15 protein-coding genes and 1 riboswitch are annotated in these 22,556 nt (G+C 55.0%); of the genes, 4 read left to right on the top strand and 11 right to left on the bottom strand.

Annotated features, from left to right (window positions below):
* Window positions 1–64 precede the first annotated feature (64 nt).
* Window positions 65–859 (top strand): inositol monophosphatase family protein, encoded by a 795-nt coding sequence (locus ACUHMQ_RS02970; protein ID WP_445293958.1) that lies wholly within the window; start codon window positions 65–67, stop codon window positions 857–859.
* 79 nt (window positions 860–938) lie between these two features.
* Here the strand turns inward: ACUHMQ_RS02970 and ACUHMQ_RS02965 are convergent, their stop codons facing one another.
* Complete coding sequence (locus ACUHMQ_RS02965) at window positions 939–1,379, bottom strand: hypothetical protein (protein ID WP_445293957.1); 441 nt, start codon at window positions 1,377–1,379, stop codon at window positions 939–941.
* Window positions 1,380–1,780: 401 nt separating this feature from the next.
* Between ACUHMQ_RS02965 and ACUHMQ_RS02960 the strand changes: the two genes are divergently transcribed.
* The 3 genes from ACUHMQ_RS02960 (at window position 1,781) to ACUHMQ_RS02950 (ending at window position 4,463) form a co-directional block, all read left to right on the top strand.
* Window positions 1,781–2,251, top strand: coding sequence for an RcnB family protein (locus ACUHMQ_RS02960; protein ID WP_445293956.1), 471 nt, complete (start codon window positions 1,781–1,783; stop codon window positions 2,249–2,251).
* 311 nt (window positions 2,252–2,562) lie between these two features.
* Window positions 2,563–3,492, top strand: a complete 930-nt coding sequence (locus ACUHMQ_RS02955; RefSeq protein ID WP_445293955.1) for an esterase/lipase family protein — start codon at window positions 2,563–2,565, stop codon at window positions 3,490–3,492.
* On the top strand, window positions 3,492–4,463 hold the full coding sequence (locus ACUHMQ_RS02950; RefSeq protein ID WP_445293954.1) for a lipase secretion chaperone: 972 nt from the start codon (window positions 3,492–3,494) through the stop codon (window positions 4,461–4,463). The genes ACUHMQ_RS02955 and ACUHMQ_RS02950 overlap by 1 nt, the downstream gene beginning before the upstream one ends.
* Before the next feature lie 68 nt (window positions 4,464–4,531).
* On the opposite strand, the gene ACUHMQ_RS02945 is transcribed toward ACUHMQ_RS02950, so the two are convergent.
* The 10 genes from ACUHMQ_RS02945 to ACUHMQ_RS02900 form a co-directional block, all read right to left on the bottom strand.
* Window positions 4,532–6,025 (bottom strand): cobyric acid synthase, encoded by a 1,494-nt coding sequence (locus ACUHMQ_RS02945; RefSeq protein ID WP_445293953.1) that lies wholly within the window; start codon window positions 6,023–6,025, stop codon window positions 4,532–4,534.
* 17 nt (window positions 6,026–6,042) lie between these two features.
* Entirely contained in the window at window positions 6,043–6,615 is a 573-nt protein-coding gene (aroQ, locus tag ACUHMQ_RS02940) for a gamma subclass chorismate mutase AroQ (protein WP_445293952.1), read from the bottom strand.
* A gap of 269 nt (window positions 6,616–6,884) precedes the next feature.
* A complete protein-coding gene (locus ACUHMQ_RS02935; protein WP_445293951.1) occupies window positions 6,885–7,667 on the bottom strand; it encodes an ABC transporter ATP-binding protein in 783 nt (260 codons plus the stop codon).
* Window positions 7,664–8,683, bottom strand: a complete 1,020-nt coding sequence (locus ACUHMQ_RS02930) for a FecCD family ABC transporter permease (RefSeq protein ID WP_445293950.1) — start codon at window positions 8,681–8,683, stop codon at window positions 7,664–7,666. Before ACUHMQ_RS02930 ends, ACUHMQ_RS02935 begins: the two co-directional genes overlap by 4 nt.
* Complete coding sequence (locus tag ACUHMQ_RS02925) at window positions 8,653–9,522, bottom strand: cobalamin-binding protein (RefSeq protein WP_445293949.1); 870 nt, start codon at window positions 9,520–9,522, stop codon at window positions 8,653–8,655. Before ACUHMQ_RS02925 ends, ACUHMQ_RS02930 begins: the two co-directional genes overlap by 31 nt.
* Window positions 9,519–10,121 carry a cob(I)yrinic acid a,c-diamide adenosyltransferase gene (gene cobO, locus ACUHMQ_RS02920; RefSeq protein WP_445293948.1) on the bottom strand — a complete coding sequence of 201 codons (603 nt, stop codon included), beginning with the start codon at window positions 10,119–10,121 and terminating at the stop codon, window positions 9,519–9,521. Before cobO ends, ACUHMQ_RS02925 begins: the two co-directional genes overlap by 4 nt.
* Before the next feature lie 125 nt (window positions 10,122–10,246).
* Window positions 10,247–11,305 (bottom strand): nicotinate-nucleotide--dimethylbenzimidazole phosphoribosyltransferase, encoded by a 1,059-nt coding sequence (gene cobT / locus ACUHMQ_RS02915; protein ID WP_445293947.1) that lies wholly within the window; start codon window positions 11,303–11,305, stop codon window positions 10,247–10,249.
* 335 nt (window positions 11,306–11,640) lie between these two features.
* Window positions 11,641–13,530 (bottom strand): TonB-dependent receptor domain-containing protein, encoded by a 1,890-nt coding sequence (locus tag ACUHMQ_RS02910; protein ID WP_445293946.1) that lies wholly within the window; start codon window positions 13,528–13,530, stop codon window positions 11,641–11,643.
* Between the two features lie 169 nt (window positions 13,531–13,699).
* Window positions 13,700–13,901: riboswitch (cobalamin riboswitch) on the bottom strand.
* Window positions 13,902–14,102: 201 nt separating this feature from the next.
* Window positions 14,103–20,204 (bottom strand): Hpt domain-containing protein, encoded by a 6,102-nt coding sequence (locus ACUHMQ_RS02905; protein ID WP_445293945.1) that lies wholly within the window; start codon window positions 20,202–20,204, stop codon window positions 14,103–14,105.
* Between the two features lie 79 nt (window positions 20,205–20,283).
* On the bottom strand, window positions 20,284–22,518 hold the full coding sequence (locus ACUHMQ_RS02900) for a methyl-accepting chemotaxis protein (protein WP_445293944.1): 2,235 nt from the start codon (window positions 22,516–22,518) through the stop codon (window positions 20,284–20,286).
* Between the last annotated feature and the right edge of the window lie 38 nt (window positions 22,519–22,556).

The raw sequence follows: 22,556 nt of genomic DNA, 5'->3' as shown, positions 1-22,556 counted from the left end.
GTCGGCCGCGAAATTGCTTACTTTGCGTTTAGAATCGTCGCTCGTTTCCGCAAAGGTGTCGTCCATGTCTGCAGTCAGCCCACTCGATCTCGTCATCGCCGCCGTGCGTGAAGTGGCGGCCACCGAGGTGATGCCGCGTTTTCTGCGGGTGGGTGGCAGTCGCAAGGAGGATGGCACCTTGTTTACCGAGGCCGATTTGGAAACTCAGCGTGCCTTGGTCGAACGCCTGCCCCGTATCGTGGACTGCCCGGTTCTGGGTGAGGAAATGACGAGCGAGGCGCAGGAAGCGCTGTGGAAGGCCAATGACCGGATCTGGGTTATCGACCCTATCGATGGCACTACCAACTTCGTACATGGCCTGCCGTATTTTGCGATCTCAGTTGCGTTGATGGAGCGTGGTCGACCTTTGCTGGCCGTTATCTACAACCCGGTGGCGGACGAGATGTTCACTGCCCAGGTTGGTAAAGGTGCTCACCTGAACGGTCAGCCACTCCCCCTGAAAAAGCATGTGCCGCTTATGCCGGAGGCAATTGCCGGCGTGGAGGTGAAATGGCTCGGTGGCAAGCTGCCCCAGCGCTTGGCTGCGCTTCCACCATTTGGCAGCCAGCGTAACTTTGGTGCTTCTACGCTCGACTGGTGCTACCTCGCTGCCGGCCGTTTCGATATCTATGTACATGGCGGCCAACGCCTGTGGGATTACGCCGCCGGTTGCCTCATCCTGGCTGAAGCCGGTGGTCAAATGACCAGTCTGTATCACAACGACTTCTGGGCAGATAAGGTCTGGCAACGTTCAGTGATTGCTGCGCTGAACCCGGGCTTGTTCGGGCAGTGGACGAAGTGGGTTAAGCACAATCTGTAGCTTACCAATTTAACAATAATGCGTTTCTCGGTAATTAAATGAGGGAGATTCAATGTTGGATCTCTCTTGCATGAAACTATCAATCGGGTAGTTTTGGTGGGCTCCATCTGCAACTGATTTTTCCAATAAATGCAGCGAATAAATAAATACCGCTCCACCAAATGAGGCGTTCGGTAATTATAGGAAGTATGGAATGCTTCATTGTTTTATATACAGATAACCAAGGCACAGGAACTGGCAGGCTTGAATTGCCAGAACTTACCACCGGCGTGGCTATTGTATAAAGGAACATAAGAGGAATTCCGAAAATGATCGCTGCGATAAGCGACCAGCGTGCTTGAAACCCCATGACTGCAGCAATCATTGGTGTGACTACCCATTCAAGAATAAGGTAAGGAATTATTAGCATCCCAAATCCCAAAACGATAGTAATAATTGGAACTAACTCACCCAGGAGGAAGGTTAGAGCTGCATATAAAATGATGAATGCGTATAAGACTACTACGTATTTAATATGCATATAATTCTCACTTTCAAATGCAGATTACTTACCGGTAGGAATGTGATTGAATGAATTACTTCTTTCGTAGATATATGTTTGGCTAATTAGTACTAAGTGGTTAAGTCATGGTAAGACGCCAAATGCGATAATTTCACTTAAGTAGTAACCTAATTTAGTGCACTTTCCAACCTCATCTGAACCCAAAGATTTCGTTATTTACCGTGGATAGTCTAGATGAGGTGAGGCGTAACTTGAAGTACATACTCAAAGTGCGATATTAATTTGATTGCTAATGCACACTTGACGACTCTCTGTTCGTTTCAGCTGAGCTTCATCGGGGTTGCATTAGTCTCGCGATTGAGCATCTAGACTGTATCTGGTGCCTTCATCGTCCAATTACGCAGCGGGGAGAGAACATCATGAAAAACCATGTCTCACTCATTATTCTGAGTTTAGTCAGCGCGCTTGTGGTGAATGGAACGGTGTTGGCAGACAAGCCTGCCTGGGCGGGGGGCAATAAGCATGGCAAAGACAAGCATGCCGAGAAGCACCATGAAGATCGTGATGATACGAAGGTGGCGTTCCATTTCGACGATGACGAACGCCGCATTATTGGTGACTACTATGGTAAGCAGGCGAGCAGAGGGAAGTGCCCCCCGGGTCTTGCCAAGAAGAACAATGGTTGTATGCCACCCGGGCAGGCAAAAAAATGGAGCCGGGGTCGCCCACTACCGCCCGATGTCCGCTATTACGAGCTGCCGGGTGATTTGCTGAGGCGTTTGCCGCCACCACCACCTCGTCACCGCTATGTCCAGATTGCGGGAGATATCCTGCTGATTGCCATCGGTACCAGTATGGTGATCGATGCGGTTGAAGATATTTTGCGCTGAGAACCTATTTACGATCTTACTGCGTAGTCGTGATCAGGACTTATGTACTGCTTTACACACTGCTGACAGCTGCTCACGACAGATCGTGAACAGGTTCTGAATTCTTCTGCATCGATTCTTAAAGCAGTTTGTGTTCGTTATCCAGCCCATGTCTCTGCGTGGGCTTTTTCTCGTTAAGTGTTGGGGGAATCAGTCGTTTTTTCATTTGCCGAGCGATTGCTCTATGTTTTTGTAGCGCCATTATCTAAGTTACATAAGCCGCCACATCAGAAAGGCGGGCCAGGTACTTAAATTGATGGAGGGGAACATTGATGAATCGTATCGTCACCCTGCTGGCGGGGTTGGGGCTCGCTTGTGCTTTGGCCATGCCCGCCCAGGCGTCTTCTACCGGTTACACCCAAACCAAATACCCGATTGTGCTTGTACATGGTCTGTTCGGTTTCGATCGGGCTATGGGTGTCGACTATTGGTATCGCATACCGGCCGAACTGCAAAAAGATGGGGCCAAGGTCTATGTGGCGCAGGTATCGGCAACCAATAGCACCGAGATGCGGGGTGAACAGCTGCTGACGCAGGTAAAGCAGATACTGGCGATCACGGGTGCCGGTAAGGTGAATCTGATCGGACATAGTCATGGCGGCCCTACTGCACGCTATGTCTCAGGTGTCGCACCGGATCTGGTGGCATCGGTAACCACCGTGGGTGGCGTCAACAAAGGCTCGAAAGTCGCCGACATGGTGCGTGGCGCGTTACCGCCCGGGTCAGTATCGGAAACCATTGTGGCCGGTGTGGCCAAGGGCTTGGCGGGGTTGATCTCGCTGGTATCGGGCAGTAATGACCTCCCGCAGGATCCGGTACAAGCGTTGGAAGCGTTGACCACACAAAAACTGGCTGACTTCAACCGCCGCTTTCCTGGTGGCGTGCCAACCAGTGCCTGTGGTGAGGGTGCTTACATCCATAATGGCGTACGCTTTTATTCCTGGAGCGGCGCATCTGTTGTGACCAATATTGTGGACCCTGGTGACGGCATGTTGGGCTTGATTGGCCTGTTGCATGGCAGCCCGAATGATGGCTTGGTGACCAGCTGCTCTAGCCGGCTCGGGCAGGTGATTCGCGATGACTACCGCATGAACCATGTCGATGAGATCAACCATTTCTTCGCCATAGTCCATCTGTTTGAAACCGACCCGGTAACCCTGTACCGACAGCATGCCAACCGGTTGAAGAATGCGGGGCTGTGATGCATAAGTCCGTATACGCATTGCCTATCCTGGTGGCTGGTGCGGTATTGGCAGCAGTATGGCCCGAGCCTGTACAGCCTGCCTTGGTGATCAACCCAAAGGCACAGCCTTTTGCCCCTTCACTGGTGGGTACCATACCCGATGGCACACCCGTGCCTCCACCCGTAGTGGAAGCCCCCGTCGTTAAGCCTGTCGTACCTGCGCCGCCACCGCGCGAAGTAATCCTGGTGCTTGATGAAAACCTGCGCCGGTTGTTCGATTACTACCTGTCTGTACAGGGCGAGCAGCCCTTGCGCAACATCATCAAGGCTGTGGATATTTGGCTGGACAAGCGATTTGCAGCGGCTGCCGCGAAAGACGCCAAGAATCTGTTTCGCCGTTATCTCTATTTCAAGCGGGCTCTGGCAACGCTGGAAGCCGACCCAAACATCCAGGGCAACGCATTGGTCATTGCACGCAAGCGGCTTGATTCGGCGCGTGTGCTGCGTAGCCGTTACTTCAGCCAACCGGAAGTTGCTGGCTTATTTGGCTGGGGAGACCGGTACGACGACGATGCCATGGCGAGAATGGAGATCCAGCAGGACCGCAGGTTGACGGATGACGTGAGGCGCAGTCGTCTGACAGCGCTTGACGGCAAGCTCGACCCGGAAACGCTGGCTGCGCGGCAGCAACCGGTGGAATTCCTGGCGCTGGCCGAACAGGTGGCAATAGCACGCAAACAGGGAGCGGATGATGCTGCTGTGTTCAGGCTGCGTGCAGCTAGTGTAGGGGAAGATGCCGCGGTGAAATTGGCTGCGCTTGATCGCGAAGAGATTGAATGGAAACGGCGTATCGAGCACTACAAGCAGTCGCTGGTGCCGGTACGCAATAACTCAGCGCTTGATGAGAGCCAGCGGCAGGTGGTGATCACCGCCATGCGTGAGTCTTATTTCAATGCACAGGAGCGATTGCGGTTGGTGGCTTACGAATAACAAAAGAGGAAGAGGAACCTGGCAATGCCAGGCGGGGGCAGGGCGGCTAAACACCGCCCTGTTTCCATTTACACCGGTAGGCCGGCGGCTATGGCTTTTTCCCAGTCCAGTGCAGTATCGAGTGCATCGGCCAGCCGGTCCAGTTCAGCTTCAAGCTGGGCATTGGCGCTTTGTACTACCCTCACGCCGCATCCAGCCCAAGCCAACAGGGCAGTCAATGCCTCTGACTGGTCGAACAGGCCATGCAGGTAACAGCCAAGCACTTGTCCATCTGCCGACATCAAACCGTCGTAGCGCCCGTCATCAAGCTCGATAAGTGAAGGCAGATTCGCATCCAAAACTTGGCTTTCGCCATGGTGAATTTCGTAGCCGGTTAAGGGGATGGGACTGACAGGGCACGCGCTGTGTTCGCTATTGGCAGCCAGGTGTTGCGCTTGTATGTGGCCCGTAACATTACGTAGCTGCTTTTCTGCCGCCAGTGTGGTTGCCAGCGGCAAATAGCCAAGCCCTTTGCTGCTGCCGACATCACCTTCCAATCCAAGCGGGTCGGTTATGGTCTGGCCCAGCATCTGGTACCCACCGCAAATACCGATGACCTTGCCGCCATAGCGCAGGTGACGTGCAATGGCAGCATCCCATCCTTGCTCGCGTAGCCAGGCCAGGTCACCCCGGGTGTTTTTACTGCCGGGCAGGATGTACAAGTCGGCAGCCGGCAAGGGCTGGTTGGGTGTTGCAAAGCGGCAATCCACCTCGGGTAACCGACGTAATGGGTCGAAGTCGGTATGGTTGCTGATGTGCGGCAGGGTGAGGATAACGATACGAAACCCGCCAACTTGGCTTGGCGTGCGCGGCACAGCGTCTTCGGCGGCAATGTCTAGGCCATGCAAATAATGCATCACAGCCAGCACTGGCTTACCGGTCTGAGCCTCCAGCCAATCCAGTCCACCTTGCAGCAGGCTTATGTCGCCACGGAACCGGTTGATGATGAACCCGCGGATGCGTGCCTGCTCGGTTGGCGACAGGCAAGCCAGTGTGCCCACGATATGAGCGAATACACCGCCGCGATCGATATCAGCCACCAGCCAGACGGGGCAATCGGCCTCTTCGGCGAACCCCATGTTGGCGATATCGTTGGCGCGCAGATTGATCTCGGCGGGGCTGCCGGCCCCTTCCACCACCACCCAGTCATACTGTTGGCAGAGTCGCCGCCATGCATTGAACACAGCGCTTTTTGCTTCGCGCTTATAGGCGTGATAGTCGACCGCATCAAGATTACCGATAGCCCGGCCATTGATGATGACCTGCGCACGGCAATCACTGCTGGGTTTCAGCAAGACTGGGTTGTGGTCGGTATGGGGGGCTATGCCGCAGGCTACAGCCTGTACAGCTTGCGCCCGGCCAATCTCACCGCCATTTTCGGTAACGGCGCTATTGAGTGCCATATTCTGCGGTTTGAAAGGAGCCACCCCCAAACCACGCCGATGCAATAGCCGGCCGAGTGCAGCTACCAAGGTGCTCTTGCCAGCATCGGAAGTACAACCTTGAATCATCAGCGTGGGCATGGATGGACTACGCCTGTTTAGGAACAGAGGCGGCTTATTGCTTGGCCAAGTGCACGGGTATGCAATTCATCCAGCCCCTTGGCTTCGACTTTGGCCTGGGCCTGCTGAGCTAGCCGTTGTTGGCAATCGGCCTGTTGGCGATCCTGTCGGCTTTGTAATAGGCCCTTCAACAATTGTGCTTGCACAAGATCCAGCTTGGGGCGAACTTCGCGGACCAGATCGGGCACCGGGCCAGTTGGTGCTGGGCCTGCCTGCCACTTGGTTATCAGCCCTTGCTGCACTATTTTGTTGGCGGTCATTTGCTGCCGGAACAAAGACTCTACCTCTTGCTCTGCCAATCCGTTCTCTTTTCCGGCAGCGACGGCTGTGGCGATAACCAAGGCCTCACGCGGCAGGTCTTCAACGGCGACCTTGTTGACGAACTTGTAATGGGCCACAGCATCTGCAAGTTGCAGGCGCTCGATACTGGCATCAATCAAGAGGTCGATATCTGCCGGGGCTGCCTGGGCGGTAAGCCCGCAAACAGCCAGGCAGGCCAACATCAGGTTCACATAGCGCTTAGGAATTGGGGAAAGCTGGCTTTGTTTCATGGGTATGCATCTCTCGATTTAGGAATATGGACTGAAGGCTTGCTCTCAGCCGACAAGGCATAGGCTATGGGAACAGCTTAGCGTTCCGCTGTACTGATCTGACCGGCCCCAGCCAATCATGTGGCTTGATCAATGACAACAGCACCTTGCGGCAGTTATTCATGCAGGATAGGTACTATCCTAAGCCGGCGTTGTCAGAGCGCCATTGCCGATTCCCCACCACCCCTGGCGATAGCGTAAGAATTTCGGTAGCCACGTCATTCAATCAGTCACGGTGCCTTGCCGGCCGGCGCTGGTAGAAACCACGGCTGGCCTTCTACCAGAATGCTACGTACCGGGTGGCGATACAAATCGCTGAGGTTAGCTTCAGTCAAGGTGTCGTGCACCGGTCCTGCTATCCAGCGGCCGTCGCCAAACAGCAGCAGTACATGGCTGGCAAAGCCATGGGCATGGTTAGGGTCGTGGCTGACGAGAACCAGACTGCGGCCAACATCGGCTTCGCTACGCAGTACCGCCAGAGCCTGTTGCTGGTGCCGTAGATCGAGCTGTGACAGCGGTTCGTCCAGCAGCAATAATTCGGCCTGCTGGGCCAATGTCGCCGCCAGACTCGCACGTCGGCGTTCTCCGCCCGACAGGGTGGCAAGGTCTCGCCCAGCCAGTTCGGCCAAGTCCAGCCGTGCCAACTGGTGCCGGGCAACGTTGATGTCTTCATCGCTTTCCCAGTTCCAGCGATTCAGATGCGGATGGCGACCTGTCAGCGCTTTTTCGAGTACGGTCAGCGGAAAGGCGGTGTCGTCCTGTTGGGTCAGCCAAGCCACCCGCTTTGCGCGTTCCCTGCTGGGCCAAGCTGGCAGTGGCTTGCCTTGCAGGCTGATTTGGCCGGATTGCGGTGCATGCCAACCTGCCAATGTCGCCAACAGCGTGCTCTTGCCGCTGCCATTTTCCCCAAGCACCAGCCAGCACTCCCCGGCTGTGATCTGAACGTCCAGGGCGTTACAGAGCATGCGCTGGCCCTGCTGTATGCTGAGTTGACTGGTGGAGAGCACGGTCATCGCGCGCCTCCACGTTGTTGCAACAGCCAAAGGAACACAGGCACGCCAGCCAGTGCGGTGACTACGCCAACGGATATTTGTTGGGGGGCCAGTAAGGTACGCGAGACAATATCTGCAGCGAGTAGCGTACAGCCCCCGCCAAATACGGTGGCAGGCAGGAGCAGACGCAGATCCTGACCCAACAACAACCGCAGGGCGTGCGGCACGATAAGGCCGACAAAGCCGATAAGGCCGGCGCTGGTGACGGCCACTGCGGTGGCAATGGACGAAGCAAAATACAACAACCATTGCAGCTGGCTGGTGTGGTTGCCCAATGCATAGGCAGCTTGCTGACCGTGGCTGAGGATATTGAGATCCCGCGCGAAAGACCAAAGCAGCGCCAACATCATCAACAGAGCTGGCGCAGCGATGTGCCATGGCGCGCCGGCAAGGTCACCCAGCATCCAGAACACCATACCGCGCAAAAGCCCGTCTGGCGCAATACTGAGCAGGAGAGAACTGAGTGCGCCGGCGAATGACGCCACGGCGATACCGGTAAGCAGAAGCCGCGACTGTTGGCTGGAATGGTCGTGCCGGGCAAGGGAAAAAACCAGCAAAGTACTGGCCAGAGCTCCCACTCCTGCCGATATCGAAGTCATTGCACTGCCGGCCCCCAGCAACAGGGCTGCCAGCGCTCCAACGCTGGCGCCGCCTGATGTACCGAGGACATAAGGGTCAGCCATCGGGTTGCGCAATAGTATTTGTTGCGATAGACCAGCTATTGCGAGCAGGCCGCCAATTGCCAGTGCTGCCAAGCTACGCGGTAGCCGCAACTGCAGTACCACATCGCGCGCAAGTTGTGCATCCGGTGTGGTTTGCCAGAGCTGCCACGGTCTGTAAGCAGTACTGCCGATACAAAGACTGGTAACAAGCAAGGCCAAGGTAAGCAGAGCCAAGGCGGCAATAACGAAGCCAAGCCGTTGCCGTGACAGGGGTTTACGTTCTTTCACTGTCTGGCCTTGTCGACGGCGGCGCATAGGGCTTCAGCTCCTTCTACGAGGCGCGGGCCCATACGGCTCAGGAGGTCTGGCGGCAGCATATAAAGCTGTTGGTTGGCGACAGCCTTCAGGCGGGGAAAGCGAGCCCAGCGTTGCAGCCAGTCATTCTTGGCTGTGCTGTCGCCGCTGGTAGCAATCAACTCCGGGTTGGCTTTGAGCACTGCTTCTTCATCGACCGTTGGTGCACGTGAGGGCAGTTCGGCAAATACATTTACTGCGCCACAAAGGCGCATGACGTCCGATACTACTTGCTCGCCGTTGATAGTCATTAATGGTCTATCCCATACCTGGTAGAACACGCGAACCGCACGTTTGCCTGCGTGATGCTGGGCAAGTGCCGCAGTACGGTCGCGTAACCGGGTTGCGGCCTGGTTTGCCACATTGGTCTGGCCCGTCAATACACCCAGCCGCTCCAGTACATGGGGTATATCGGTCAGCTTCTTCGGGTCATCGTAATAAAGCGCAATACCGAGCGATTCAAGCTGCGCCAATTGGCGCACCGGGTTGCCGCTAGGCCAGGCAACGATCAAGTCCGGCTTGAGAGCACGGATCTGCTCAAGGTCGAAGCTGTTATAGCTGCCAACCTGTGGAATCTGCTTGGCAGCGGCAGGGTAGTCGCTATAGCTTGTTACGCCTACGATATTGGGCCCGGCGCCGATGGCGAACAGGTCTTCAGTCAGGTGAGGTGCAAGGCTGATGATGCGCTGTGCCGGTTTATTCAAGCGTACTGTACGACCGTGGTCATCTTGCACGCTCACGGCCGCATGTGCGGTGCCGAGCAACAAGGACAGCAGCACCGCCGGGCAACCGATTTTCACCACTCTATGCCCTTTTGTGCACGGATTCCTGAGGCGTAGGCATGCTTTTCGTTTTCGAGGACAGAGATCGTATCGGCGATTGCCAGCAATTCCTTGGCGGCAGCGCGACCAGTGACGACCACATGCTGCATTTCGGGGCGGGACTCCAAGTCGGTCAGCACCCTGGCTTTGTCGAGGTAGCCATAGCTCAGGCAGTAGGTGAGCTCATCGAGTACGACCAAGTCATAGCTTGGGTCGGCAAGCATACGGTGGGCGATTTCCCAAGCTTCTTCCGACTTTTTGGTGTCGGCTTCCCGGTTTTGGGTATCCCAGGTAAAGCCATCTCCCATGACATGCCATTCACAATGTTTGCCCAGGAAAGCTTCCTCGCCGGTATCGGTACGGCTCTTGATGAACTGCACTACACCCACCTTCATACCGTGACCAATGGCTCGTGCCACCATGCCAAAGGCGGAAGAGGACTTGCCTTTGCCATTGCCAGTAAGCACGAGGAGGATGCCGGTGTCGATATTGGCCTCAGCGATGTGGGCGTCGATCAGCGCTTTTTTGCGTGCCATGCGGTCTGCATGGCGGGCGTTGCGGAGGTTGTCTTCGGTCATAATTCCTAAAATTCTCATAACTTACTTACGATCTGTCGCGAGTAACCGTCAGCAGGGTGTAGTGCAGAAGCCGGAATGGACTGGAGCACATGAGCCCGGAACACGGCTGCGCAGTAAGATCGTACTTAGTAGGCATCACGGTTACTGACCCCAGCTTGTGCAAAAGTAGCCATCTCGCTATGTAGTGAACACGCTAGCTGTAACAATGGGAAGGCCATGGCAGCGCCGCTGCCTTCGCCCAGGCGCATACCGAGCTTCAGCAAGGGTTGGCCGCTGAGTTCAACCAATAAGCGCAAGTGGGCAGGTTCGGCAGATTGGTGGCCAAACAGCAGCCAAGGTGCAATCGTAGAATTCATCTTGCAGGCAGCCAGTGCGGCGACGGTGCTGATGAAGCCATCCACTAACACAGGTATGCCAGCCTGGGCGGCAGCGATATAGGCGCCGGTCAATGCGGCTATCTCAAAGCCGCCCAGAGTGGCCAGTATATTGGCAGGGCTGGCCAGGCGGGATGCATGCAGTTGCAGCGCGGTGCTCAGCATGCCTGCTTTACGTATTACTCCTGCTGGGTCCAGCCCGGAACCCGGACCGACGAGTTCGGCTGCTTCGCAGTTCATGAGCACTGCCCCAACTACACTGGCGCTGCTGGTGTTACCTATGCCCATTTCACCGCCAATAAAGCAGTCGGCTTCATCGGCTTGCGCACGCCGGACGGCAGCTTGGCCAACTTCGAGTGCAGCGTACAAGGATTCGATCGTCATGGCAGGCTGTTCAAGCAGATTGGCGGTGCCAAGGCCGATCTTGGCTTGAATCACATTGGGTAGATGGCTGGTATCGCCCGCCACACCTACATCGATGACTTCAAAATGAGCATGGATTTGCTTTGCCAGCACGCAAATGGCTGCGCCGCCATGGGCGAAGTTGGCCACCATCTGGGCTGTGACCGCTTGTGGGTAGGCCGACAGCCCCGCAGTTGCCAAGCCATGGTCTGCGGCGAAAATACTGATCCAAGGGCGGGAAAGGCTAGGGCATTCGCGACCTTGCAACCCGGCCAGGCGGATTGCGATGCCTTCCAGATCACCTAATGCGCCGGTGGGCTTTGTGAGGCAATTCTGCCGGTCGGCAGCGGCGGTTTGTGCAGCTTGGTTGACGGCTTGTGCAGGTGTTTGCCACCACATTGCTTGCATAAGGTTTTTCCTAGGTGCTGGATTATGTGATTTTCACTGGCATTGGAATGCCAGTGACCACCAAGATGATGGACTGCGTAAAGTTCGTAAACAGGCTCTAAGGGTATTGTCTCGAACAATGCCGAAGCCTACTTCTTGGTTGACCAGATACAACGTCCCAGGAAAATTGGCTACTGCCACCAGGAAAATATTACGTTCTGCCGCCCAGCCTGTTGCATTGCCGCGGCACAATCAATTCGATATTCATAGGTAATTGAACAGGTTCTTAGAACCTGTTCAATTATCTGCGGTGCACGCGTGATCAGGGCTTTTGTGTTGCTTTGGGCTCCTGGGGGTCATTTCGGCTGCCAGCGCAGGCTGACTAAGCCATTACGGCCCAGCGTCCCGTAATCGGCAACTTGGACATAGTCTTTATCAAAGACATTGTTAAGCCGGGCACTGAGCTGCCACTCGCGCGTCAGTTCCCAGTTGGCAGCTAGGTTGACCAGACTGTAACCCGCCAGCCGAACTTTATTGGCAGCGTCATCAAAGCGTTTGCCCTGGGCTTGTACTTCCAGTCTGGTATCGACCTTGCCTAGTTTGACGCCACTATAAAGGGTGCCCGTTTGGCGTGCTCGCCGGGCCAGTTGTTTGCCACTGCTGCTGGTACCTGAGGCATCCTTGGCATCCAGCCAGTCCAGGTGACCGCCAGCCAGCCATTGCTTTGACTGCCAGTCCAGACTTAACGTTGCACCGGTCAGTTGAGCACGTCCGATATTGGCAGGCTTCCAGTTTGCACTGCCCGGGGCAGTGGGAGCCCAGGCGATAAGGTCACGTACAGTATTTCGGTATAGCGTCAGGCTACCTTGCAGGTTGTCTGTCTTGAAGCGGGTGAACAGCTCGCGGTTGAACGCTGTTTCTGGCTTCAGGTTCGGGCTTTCCGAGCCAGGCCAGTACAGATCGTTGAACGACGGAGCGCGAAAGCCGGTGCCGAGATTGCCACCAAGCTGCCATGTCGGGTTCAGTTGCCAACTGCTGCCAAGCTGCGCGCTGGTATGGTCGCCAAATTGTGAGTTGTCGTCGTATCGCAGATTGCTTTGAAGACGCAGCTGACCAAGATGGGCGAGATAGCCTGTGAAGAGGCTGTTGATGCGTCTTTGGCTGACGGAATAGGCGGTATCGCCGCTGACTTTTTGCTGCAGGGTTTCGATACCCAGCGTTGCTATGCCTGGGCCGGCTTTGATTTCGTTCTGCCAGCTGAGGGTTTGTTGTTGGGTATTGAGGTTGCGCTTTTTGTCGCTCAGGTCGTTGTAAGCCTGTGGGGTGTAGTTGGTGCCTTTATCGATACTGGAACCGAACTTGAGCTGAGTCTGCCATGTGTCGTTGACTTGTAGACGGGACCATATATTCATACTTCCCTGTTCGCCGCGATCACGATAGTCGTAGGCCTGGGCGACGGGGTTGAAAGCATTGTCGTAAACCGTGCCATCGTATTGGCTATACACCTTGGCGTAGAGCAGGCTTGCGCCCAGTTGGTGTGCATCGTCGATATGATGGGTGACCGACGCGCTGAAGTTGCTGTTGCGATAGCCATCTTTGTCAGCGTAGTAATTGAGGTTGCTTGGATTGGCAATGCTGCTGATGCCATCGGCTTTGCTATGCCCTAGCCCGATTGCATAGCGGGTGGTATTGACTTCACCACCCAGGTGGGCACTCAGGTTACGGCTGCCATGGCTGCCAGCCCCAATGTTGATGGCGCTTTGTTTTGCCTGTTTACCTGTGCGGGTAAATATTTGAACCACCCCGCCAATCGCATCCGACCCATACAAGCTGGCCGCTGCGCCACGCAGTATTTCGACACGCTCAATCTGGTCAACCGGCATATGTTGCAACGAAGCGCTGCCAAGCGTGGCAGAGCCAAAACGTATTCCGTCGATTAGGACGATTGTATGCCCTGCGTTTGCACCCCTTAGAAATAGGCTGCTGGACTTTCCTGGCCCACCATTACTGGTGAATTGCACGCCTGCCTGGGTTGGAAGCACCTCAGCGAGCATCTGCCCGCGGAATATGTCCAGATCTCCGCGGCTGAGCACGGTCAGATCACCAATGGTCTCGTTCTGCGCCTGAGGCAGGCGGGCTGCGGTGACAACCATCGTGTCGGCTTGTTGAATGCCTGATGTGGCGAGGGTTTGTAGACTTGCGGCGAGCAAACTCAGTGCAAAGGGATGACGGGAATGGAACAGCATGGTGGTCTCCTGAAACCAGGCTCGTACAGCGACGAAAGTAGGCAACAGAGAGACATGAGGCAGGTGTAAACATCAAACGACAGGCAGCCGTTGGCGTAAACCCGCTGCGTGCACCCTGCCGCGCGTCAATTTTCTGTGTATCCACCTGGGCCTGATAAAGCAGTGCCATGTGGGACAGTACTCAAAGGCCGGTATCCGGGCTTACAAGACTTGATTGATCGCCTTCCCATGGCGCAGATGGCCACAGTGGCATGAAAGATCAACCCACACTTGCTTACCGTTGCAGGGACAGCACAGGTATCACACCTGTTTCCCGTTTAACTGGCTACTTGGAATCTGCTCGCGATCTTGCCATTCAGTTGGCGTGATAGATCGCGCTCAGGCAGGTTCCAGTAGTCGGCACCTTAGAGGCGGCGGATTGTAACAGCGGTTGCTAATGTTTGCTCGATGTAGGAAGGGAAATGACAGATTACAGACACTGTCTATGAAGGCAAGGCGGTGAGAGGAAAAACAAAGCGCCCCGTTTAGGTAACGGGGCGCTTTGTTTGGGACGGGTTTGATGCTGGCGCGACTTAAGCTTCGCCGGTGAACTTACGAATATGCTCCAGCAACTCGTCTTCCTGATAAGGCTTACCGAGGAAGGCATTGACCCCCAGCTCGAAGGCGTAGTTCTTGTGCTTATCCGCAGTCCGTGACGTGATCATGATGATCGGAACATCACGCGTATCGGCATTGGCGCGCATATTCCGTGTCAATTCAAAGCCATCCATCCGCGGCATTTCAACGTCGAGTAGCATGACGGCTGGGCGAACATCCTGCAGTTTCTGCAAGGCGTCCACACCGTCCTTGGCAGTTTCCACCTGGTAGCCTTCACGAGCCAGCAGACGGCCTGTGATCTTACGCACAGTCAAGGAATCGTCGACCACCATCACGATAGGTGCAGCCTGTAACTGTTCTACCGGTGCTGGAATACCTGCAGCCATGGCTGTATCAAAGTCAGCTACCGGTGCTTCTGCACGGCGCTGCAGCAGCGCCAACGGGTTGAGCAACAGCACGATATCACCGTTACCAAGCACCGTTGCCCCGGCCACACCGGCAACCCGCACCAGTTGCGGACCAATGTTCTTCACCACAACTTCCTGGTTCTTCACGAGCTCATCGACGTGAATGGCAATGCGGCTGGAAGCTGAACGCAACAACATGATGGTGTTGTAACGCTTCTGCTCGGGTTGGGTGTCGTAATCGCCAATCAAGCGGGGCAGGTAGTGGAATGGATAGACATTACCCATCCATTCGAGCTGATGGCGTTGATAGAGCTGTTGAAGTGGGTCCATCTTCAACTCTTGCACCTGCTCGACCATCACCGACGGAATGGCGTATTGGTGGGCGCCGACCTTAATCAGCACGGCCTGCGTAACGGCAAGTGTAAGAGGCAGGTGGATGGTGAATGTGGTACCACGACCTGCTTCAGAAGCAACGTCTACACGGCCACCCAGGTCTTCAAGCTCGGTCTTCACCACGTCCATACCGATGCCACGACCGGACAACTGGGTAATCTGACTTGCCGTCGAGAAGCCGGCTTCGAAAATCAAGGCCATGATCTGGGCGTCAGTATATTGACCATCCGCCTCAATCAGGCGCTGTTCAATACCCTTCTGACGGATACGTTCCAGATTCAACCCTGCGCCATCGTCGCGCAGAGTCAGTACCAGTTCGTTACCTTCCTGGCGGGCTTCGACCACGATTTCACCGAATTCATTCTTGCCTGAAGCAATACGGACTTCGGTGCTTTCCAATCCGTGGCCGATACCGTTCCGCAACATGTGCTCGAACGGCGACATCATCTTTTCCAGCACGGAACGGTCGATTTCTACGCGACCGCCCTTGATTTCCAGGTTGACCTTCTTGCCGGTGTCTTTACCTGTCTGGCGAACAACGCGGTATAGACGTTCCGAGATCGAGGAGAACGGCACCATGCGTACCCGCATCAGTTCCTGCTGCAGGTCTCGTGTCATACGTGCTTGTTGGGTCAGGGCGGCTGCTGACTCATCAAGGTTCTTCAAGAGGTTATGCTGCACGGTTGCCACGTCGTTCACGCTTTCGGCCATGAAACGTGTCAGTTCCTGCAGCCGGCTGAACCGGTCGAACTCCAGCGGGTCAAAGTCGGGCATATCGCTGGCATGTGCCATGCGAGATTGCATTTGTGATTCGGCCTGAATTTCGATTTCACGCAACTGGCCGCGTAGACGTCCCACGTTATCTGTGAGGTCCAGGAGGGAGCGCTTGAGCGCCAGCATTTCCGATTCGATCCGTGTACGCGAAATCGATACTTCACCGGCTTGGTTTACCAGGCGGTCGATCAGATCTGCGCGTACGCGAACTGTGCTCTTACCAATATCCGGATCAACCAGACCCAAAGCTTGCACGGCAGGCCGGGCGCCAGGTTGGGCGGCTTCGGTTGCCTGCGTTGCAGCCCCGGTAGTTGGCACAGGCTGGTCTAGCGCTTCTTCATCAGGTACTGCAGGCTCGCCATTAATCAGGCGATCTTGCAGGGTATTGATGAGGTCGAAGTCTAAGTCCAGCTCTTCCATCAATGCTGGTACCAACCCCTCGGCAGCGTTAATCAGCCGGGTTTCCATGTTATGGGTGGCTTCACCCAGGCGCATGGCCCCCGCCATCCGCGCACTGCCTTTCAGCGTGTGCAGGACGCGTTTGAGGGACTCCATCGCTTCATGCCGCGATGATTCGTCACGCAATGCACGTAGGTCGGCCGAAATTTGGGGCAGTAATTCCTGGGCTTCTTCGATGAAGATGGGTAACAACTGCTCATCAAGTTCATCTATTGCGCCAATATCTGCCAGTCTGTCGCCACTACCTAGCGCAGCGATGCTGCCGATGCCGTCGGGTTCCGCTACGGTGGAAGGTGTTTCCACAGGTTCCGGTTCGGCCAATGCAGTTGCAAAGACCTGTACGGGTACAGCTTCGAGCGTCGGTGCTTCCAGTATGGGTGCGACGTAAACCTCGTCGGCTTTTGTTTCGAGGATGATCGCCTCGTCAACAGGGGCCAGCGGTACAGTAGCAAGTTCTTCTTCCAGTCCATCGAGCGTTACCGATGTGTCGATAGGCACCGAACCACTGTCGGTTGGTGCCGCGGTATCCAACTCGACTTTGGCATCGACGAGGAAGTCCGGTTCGCTGATATCTACTTCAACAGCGGGTTGGATATCTTCCGCTGCGGCAAGCGCAGGGAATTCTTCCTCAACCAAGTCTGCTGAAATTGCTTCCTGGCTGATACTGGGAGCATCCGTCGGAAGACTGATGTCATCGAGTTCAATATCCAGACTCAAGCCTTCAAGGTCTGGTGTGCTGATATCTTCCTGACTACCAGGAGCAATCTCTGGTTGTGCTTCCAGCGCGTCGAAGTTGAGATCCAGTACCAGCTCATCAGATGTATCGCTATCTGGCAGGGCAAGGTTTTCGGCTGTGGCTGGCTGCTCGTCATCCAGACTCAGGTCGAGCGGCGCATCCATATCGAAACTGAGACCCAGCGTCTCATCCACCGCTTCAATCGCAACAGGTTGCGGTGCGCTGATGATGGGTTCCAATACTGGTGCAGTTTGTGGTTTGCTGGCCGCGACCTCATCTTTCATGCGGTTGGCGAGCGCAACCAGCATGGCAACAGTTTGCGGTTCTTCCTGAGGCGCTTCGTAGCGGCTGATTTGACTCAGCATCACACCAACCTTGTCGATGGCCATCGACAAGGTGTCATAGTCGGCAGGGGTAGGCGGTGTACCGGCCTTTTGATAAGCGATCAATGCTTGCTCGGTGGCGTAACCAAGTTCGCCCAGATCCTGGAAGCCTGTGGTGTTCGCAATACCACACAGCGTATGCGCAGCATGGATAAATGCTGTCTGGACCTTACCACCAACATTGAAGTCCTTATAGGCTTCATTCAATGTAGCGAAATGCTTGTAGGCTTCATCCAAGAAAATACCGAACAACGATTTCGAGATACTGATTGAACCAATCTGTAGTTCGATAGAATCTGCAGCGTCCTCTTCTGCCAGTTCAGCAATGGCTTCAGGCTGAGGAGGAGCCAGCGGTTCTTCGATGCTTAGATCGAAATCAAGCGCCGGTTCTGTAGCCGTAACTGGTGTTTCTTCCACCTGCTCGGGTATATCCAGTCTGAGCTCGCTGGTGCTGACTTCAAGCACGGGCTCTGGTTCTGCTGTTACTACGGGCCTTGTTAGCGCAATGGTTTCCTCAAAGCTTGGCGCCGGGGTGCTGACAATTTCTTCAACCGCCGGTGTGGCTACGGGTGCGGCAACAGGGGTTGGTACTGGAGCTGGGACAGGAACAGGAACTGGTGCTGCAACAGGCGCAGGAGTTGGAGCGGGTGCAGGAGCACTCTGCACTGCAGGTTCAGCAGCATCCTCGCTACTGTCCGGATCACTTTTAAGCCGCTCGGCTTCAGCAAAGAGCGCTGCGGCATCGACCTGAGCAGTACCGCTCTCCTGCAGTTCGCTCACCCATGTTGCAAATTTCGCGGATGTGCCTTCCAACAAGTGTATTAGGGCTGGTGTTGCGCGCTTCTCATCTTGCAGCCATTTGTTCATGACCTGCTCAATTGCCCAGGCTACTTCCCCAAGCTGATTCAGGCCAACCATCCGGCCGCTACCCTTGAGCGTATGGAAGCCGCGACGGATGACCGTAAGCGCGTCTTTGTTACCAGTAGCATCCTTGATGATGAGAATATGGCTATCGATGGTAGCCAGTACCTCGACAGCTTCTTCCAAGTAAACTTCAAGCAGCTCCGCGTCGACAGCCGCTTCGCTGACGGCTTGGCTTACAGGAGCTGGCACTGGTGCTGCGGGTGCAGGCGCTGCGGGTACAGGGGCTGGCGCTGGTGCGGGAGGGTGGCTAATAACCTCTTCTTCCAGCTCATTGCTGGCATCTAACTCAGCCGCAACCTGTTCGGCTTGGGCCGGTGTCTGTGCGAGTGCGCTTGGCGCTACACTATGGCCGATCTTCTGCAACCACGGCGCAATCAGTTTGGCCCTGTCTTCTTCTTCGCGTTTCAATGCCTCGATATAGAAACCAAGGCTTGATAAGGCTTCCGCCAGGAATTCCAAGTCGCCCGGGGCGGGATCATGATCTTCAGACTGGCAGTTACGAATAATCGTGGCGCAGGCATCCAACAATGCCAGGGCATCACGTTCATCCAAAATAGTTAACGCACCACGAATTTGTCGTAGCGCGGCTTCTGTGTTGACCAGCTCGGACCGGGTACTGCTGTCACGGAAGAAGTCATCCAGAATTTGCTCGATCTGTGCCAGATTAGTCTGGATCTCCTGTGCAACTTGCGCCATCAGCAGGCGTTCCTGCGCACGGCGGGAGACTTCATCCAGCAGGCTGACCTCAAGTTCACCTACCGAGCCATTCCGCAGACGGGCCTGCATGGCTTCTGACTGAGCTGCAAAGTCAGAGGAACGCTCTGGATAAACCAGCAGGGCGTTTTCCAACAGCAACATCGCTGTGGCAACTTCCAAAGCCAATGCTTCGGTCGGAGTGCCATTCAGAGGCGCCAACACTTCGCTAACCGCTTGGGTCAGGGAGCCGAAGCCATCTATCTGCACTCGCTGACTGTGTCCGCGCAGGTCTACCAACTGTTGCTGGAAGATAGGTAGACGATCTACGGTACCGCCACCGATGCGCGCCCAGTTATCCTTGGCTTGTGCAACAAGTTCACGCAATTCCCGAACGAGGTGCAAGGTGGCTAATTGCTGAGCATCATCTTCCAATGCGCCCGCAGGTAGAAGCTTATCTAATTCGAACGCTTTACGTACGGCAGCGCATTGTGCGCTGCGTGTTCTGAGGTGGGCGACGGTATACAGCACGTCGCGGAACAAACGTTCTGCAACTTTGCCCCCACCTTCTGTGAGCTTTTTGAGCTGTTGGTTCAAACGGGCAAATAACTGCTTCAACTCGATATCGAGTTTGGCAGTGTTATCCATGGTTCCTTCAGCAACTGCGGCGGAGGCCCACCAAAAGCCTCGTTGTAGACCGCTTGATTGGCTGCGGGCAACGCCAAATAGCGCTTGCGCCATCCAAAGGCAGCCTTCTTTGGCATCTCCCTTGATCCATTTGAGTAGACCCGCTTCAAATCTGCTTCTGGCGGCTTTCAAATAGGCGAGGTGAGCTGCGTCGTCGCGTTTTTGTACCGACAACTGCTCAGGAAGTTCGGCAGTTAACGATGGGAAGAACAGATCGGCGCCGCTGGGTTGTGCCTCACCACGCTGCATTCTTACGCGTCGGTATGCAGGCAATAACTTGAGGGCAAGATCAGGTGAACCATTAACCAGGGCTTCTAAGTACTGGCTCAGGCTAGAAGCTGCTTCGGCAATCAGACTAAGCAGAGTAGGGCTGGCCTCTCCGCGTTCGACTGCGCCAACGGCGACCTCCAACTCTTCGGCAAAACGGGCTGCGCCCGAGAGGCCGACCATTTCAACTGCACCGCGAACTTGGTGCAGATGGGTTTGAACAAATTTAAGCTCTGCTGCATCTGCTTTGGCAGCATATTTGTCCAGGCATTGACGCGCCTTTTCCAAGGCTTGGTCAATTTCACCTTTGACCCAAATAAGTGATCCCAGGTCGAATTCGGTGTGCGCGCTCATCAGTATTGTCGTTCCGCGAGAGGGCTAAAAGAGTAGCTGGTCACCTTGCTGTGAAGCATGCAAGATGACCACAAGCAGATTAGAGCTTAAAGCCCGCGACCGAACCCTTCAGTTCGGCGGCCAGACCTGTTAGCTGACCAATCTGCACCGCAGTTTGTTTGGTACCGGCGGTGGTCTGCTCCGTAATGCGAAGAATGTCCTGCATCGAGACCGCCACTTTGTCAGCCAGCTGCTGCTGAGACTCGGTTGCTTTTGCGATTGTTTGAATCAGGCTGGCCAGTTCGTTCGACACCTGCCCGATCTCGTTCAGTGCTTGACCTGCAGCGTCAGACAGCTTGGCACCTTCAACCACACCCTGGGTGGAGAGTTCCATAGCGGCCACCGCATCGTGCGTATCCGCCTGAATGGTTTTTACAATGGCGCCGATCTGTTTGGTAGCCTCACCGGAACGTTCAGCTAGCCGCTGCACTTCTTCCGCAACCACCGTGAAACCACGCCCTGCTTCACCGGCAGATGCAGCCTGGATAGCAGCGTTCAGGGCCAGAACGTTCGTCTGCTCAGTAATGTCGGAAATCAGTTCCACAATTTCGGTAATTTCCTGTGAGCTTTCACCCAGACGCTTGATTCGCTTAGCAGTCTCTTGGATCTGTTCACGAATTTCATTCATGCCCTTAATCTGGTTTTGTACGGCCTCAGTACCCTTTGTTGCCGCTTGCAGAGACTGGCGGGCCACTCGGGCGGACTCTACCGTTGTACCCGACACATCGGTAATTGATCGGGCAATGTTCTGAACCACTTCGTTAGTATCGATAATTTCTTCAGATTGGCGCTGTGCAGCTTGTAGCAGCTCACCAGAAATCGCTTGGGCTTGTTGGGAAGCGGCTGTCACCTGATCCGTTGCGCGGTTAATACCGATAATCAGGCTTCGCAGCTCGTCAATCGTGTAGTTCATGGAGTCAGCGATAGCGCCGGTCAGGTCTTCTGTCACAGAAGCTCGAACCGTCAAGTCACCGTCAGCAAGATCCGACATTTCGTTCAGCAGGCGCAGAATGGCCTCCTGGTTACGTTTATTTTCCGCTTCGATTTCAAACCGACGACGTTGCGATTCGCCGTTATACACACGGATCAGGCCATACAAGCCTACGAAAGCAATGATTGCAAAGACAATTTCCAGAACAACAACGAAGATACCAGTAGCCTGTTTCTCATAGGCTTCAGTCAACGCACGGGTATCTTTCAGTAGCGTTTCGCTTTCCTTATAGATGGTCTGGTTGGCAAGACGGGTGTTAACCAAGTTCTGCATGTTACGGGAAAAGGCGCCCACAACCGTTTCAAAATCTTTGAACAGATCTCGAATTTCGACCAGTTTGTCTTTTACTTCGGCGTTACGAGCAGCAGGAATGCGCAATTCCTCACTTCCTTCAAGCATGCCTGTCAGGGTATCGCGGAAGGTATTGGTATCTTTACCCAGCAGGAACACCACTTCCGGGTTAATGATTTCACCTGCCAACATCGCGTTGGCGTTTTTGGCCATACGTTGTGACAGCATCACCTGCTGGTTGGCCAACTCTAACTCATGGGTAGATGCACCGGCTTCTGCAAGTAGGGATACAAGCTGTTGTGTCAGTTCTAGGAGTTTGGCGTCGTTACGGTTGATGTCATTCACGCTTTTTGTCACGGACACCAAGGTATCTTTTTGCTTGAGAATGGTCTCAACCGTCGGTTTCTTCTGGCTGGGACGGAAGTTGGTATCCCAGTTCTTCTTGACTTCTGCAAGTATCTTGGCAGCGTCGCCTTTAGAGGCAGGCAAGCCATCACCACCCTCTACGAGGCGTGTCAGTTCATCGTTGAACTGTCCGTAAGCTTCACCAAGAAATGAGAAGGCGTCGGCGTTACCTTGAATGGCTTGAGCGGATGAACGTGCCATCCGCTGTGAAAGCATCTGCATTTCCGTCGAGGTGGCGCGGTAGATGGCATCATGCCCAGAGGATCGCACCATCAAGATGGTGGTCACCGCGAACAGGATAACGAATATCACCATGACGGCTAGACAGATTTGAATCTGGGTGCGAGCGGGTAAGTGGCCGATCAGCGGCATTGGTGTAGTGCCGCCGGCTTCCGCCTGCGGACGAATACGATCGAGAATTGAGACTGTCCGAAGCGGATCGTAAGCTTTTTCCTGCTTGGAATCTGCGGAGGAAGGCCAAAATTTCAATTTGGACAACAGGCCGCCTTGTGCCGAAGCGGAGGCCCCGTGGTTAGCATCAGCGGCTTTATCCTTGCCGCGCGATTTCTTTTTGTCCAGCAGCGCCATATTCGCCAATCTCCCAGTTACTAATGTCTTTGCGGCTC

It is taken from the genome of Chitinimonas violaceus (genome assembly GCF_052601015.1).
This window is presented reverse-complemented; position numbering and strand designations above follow the sequence as displayed.